2 protein-coding genes and 1 pseudogene are annotated in these 2,311 nt (G+C 59.7%); 1 reads left to right on the top strand and 2 read right to left on the bottom strand.

Translation table 11 applies throughout. From position 1 onward, the window contains the following. On the top strand, nt 1-716 hold a 716-nt coding region (locus GCT13_RS47415; RefSeq protein ID WP_227747408.1), incomplete at its 5' end, for a helix-turn-helix domain-containing protein. Between the two features lie 844 nt (nt 717-1,560). Here the strand turns inward: GCT13_RS47415 and GCT13_RS47410 are convergent. Both GCT13_RS47410 and GCT13_RS47405 read right to left on the bottom strand, forming a co-directional pair. Further along, nucleotides 1,561-2,016, bottom strand: a pseudogene (locus GCT13_RS47410) (transposase); the annotation flags it as partial. 40 nt (nt 2,017-2,056) lie between these two features. Continuing rightward, nucleotides 2,057-2,311, bottom strand: a 255-nt coding sequence (locus GCT13_RS47405) for an integrase core domain-containing protein (RefSeq protein ID WP_152768407.1), incomplete at its 5' end; no start/stop codon positions are given.

Here is a 2,311-nt window from a genome sequence, read left to right as displayed (position 1 = left end):
TGCTGCACGACGGCAGCGGTGCGTCGCCGTCGCCGGCGCACGTCAGAGAGGCGGCAAACTTTGTGATCAGTGAAAATTCCAGCTCGGGCGAACAGCTCGATATGCTTTGTGGACGCTTCATTGTCGACGCGCCTCACGATCGGCTCATCGGCCAATATCTGCCTCGAACGCTGGTCGTTCGCTCGAGAGAATCAGGCGCCGATGCCGACGCCGCTTCCGCTATCGACGAGCTGACAGGCCTCGTTCATCTGATGAGGCTCGAATCTCTGGAATCGAAGCTTGGTGGATTCGCGATGCTCAATGCACTTTCGTCAGCGCTATTCACGTTAGCGATGCGCGTTGCAAGCGAGTCCTCGCGGGCACCGACGGGCCTGCTCGCATTGGCCGGCCATCCGCGTCTCTTTCCGGCCATGTCAGCCATGTTGCAAGCGCCCGCGAAACAGTGGACGTTGCCGATGTTGGCGCAACTTTGCAACATGTCACGCGCTACGTTCATGCGGCACTTCGAAACGGTGCTCGGGCGGTCTGCCACTGATCTGCTGGCGGACATCAGAATGAGCATTGCAGCCAACGCACTCAGGAATCCCTCGGTCGGAACGGAAGCCGTGGCTGAACTCGTCGGGTATCAATCCATCGCTGCGTTTCGCAGAGCCTTCACACAACGAACGGGCAACACGCCCGGCGAATGGCGACGCAACGCACGTCAGGTTGCCTGAAGAGGCACGGTAAGCCGGACCGGCCGTGACACGGTCAACGGCAGCCGTGCGTCGTCAAATCGAGAACGGTCCGCTGAGACACGTGTTACTTAACCGGCAGCGCAAGCGCGCTATCTAGCGGCCGCAGGCCCGTCTCGCCAACCGGACAAGCGGCCCGAGACGCCAACGCGACGAACGGAGCGGCGCCGCTGGCTGAGCGCGAACGGTCAGCCAGCGCAGACAGGTCAGCCCTTCATCAAGAGGTTCTGGTGCAAAATCGAGTCGGCGAATCGGTTAGAGCTATCGGAGCAGCAATGCAACATCGAATCCTCAACGGGTCGGGTCATTCACTACCGTATCGTCGCCTGCGCGCGAGCGGCAATCGCGACATAACGGTTGTCAGCACCGCCAGGTTTTTTATGTTGAGCGGATGCGGCTACCGAACTCCGCCACCGCTTGCGTCTACGGTTTGCTCATGAGGGACCGACAGCTGATGCGCCTCGTGCCAGGCTTTCCATCAGGCCGAATTCCGGTCTTCCCTACGCCTGGATATGGTTGAGGGCAAGTAAGTTGCGTGCAGGCGTTAACCCACCGAATTGCTCCGCCTTTTCAGATCGTCCGTTATCAACGGTGTTGTCAGGAATTGCGCTCACTGGCGTCGCGTAGGCGTGCGCTAAAGGATGCGTCAAGAATCGTCCCGCAGGTCGGGGCGCAGCTCCGCCGCGATTTCGCGAATCGACGGCAGTTTGGTTTCGAGCGAGCACCTCGCGCAGCAACTAGTACTCGGCGACCAGCCAAACCGCGCTATAAAGATAACTTTTCTAGAGCGTGTTAGGTACTTCGAAGTACTGGAATTGCGTGGACAAACGAAGCCCTTTTTTGCTTCATCCAGCTTGACCACCTGAAGATCGATTCCCTGGCCTCGCGCGGCCTGCGCGGGTTCTTCACCCGTGTAACCCTGATCGGCAAAGGCCACTTTCACGGTTTCTCCCGTTGCCTGCTGCACCTGACGCGCCAGCTCTGCCACCTGCGCGCGTTCCTGTTCGTTGGCCGGTGTCACGTGTACGGCGAGCAACTGACCCAGCGTGTCGACCGCCATATGCACCTTGCTGCCACGCTTGCGCTTGTAGCCGTCATAGCCTGCACGTGGACCGCTTTCACATGTCGATTGCAGCGTGCGTCCATCCAGAATCACTGCACTGGGCTGTCCCTGCCGCCCCTGCGCCACACGTATGATCGATCGCAAATCACTCACCATGCTCTCGAAACAGCCGGCCGCCAGCCATCGTTGCGTCTGCTGGTACACGAGTTCCCAAGGCGGATGAACCGCCCCGGCTTTCCCGGAGACTGTTTTGCTTGAGTCATTCCACGTTGGCAGACCCAGCGAGATTTGCATAATAAGCGGCTTCTGCCTCGGCAGGTGGAATGTTGCCGATGGGGCCGAAGAGCCGACGATTGTTGAACCAGTCCACCCATTCGAGGGTCGCCATTTCAACGGCCTGCAGATTGCGCCACGGTCCGAGGCGATGGATGACCTCTGCCTTGTACAAGCCGTTGATCGTTTCAGCCAGAGCGTTATCGTAGGAGTCGCCCACGCTGCCCACTGACGGCTCGAT

It is taken from the genome of Paraburkholderia franconis (genome assembly GCF_009362735.1).
In the GTDB taxonomy this organism is placed as follows: Bacteria; Pseudomonadota; Gammaproteobacteria; order Burkholderiales; family Burkholderiaceae; genus Paraburkholderia; species Paraburkholderia franconis.
The sequence above is the reverse complement of the archived record's forward strand: the minus strand, read 5'-3'. Positions and strand labels throughout refer to the sequence as shown.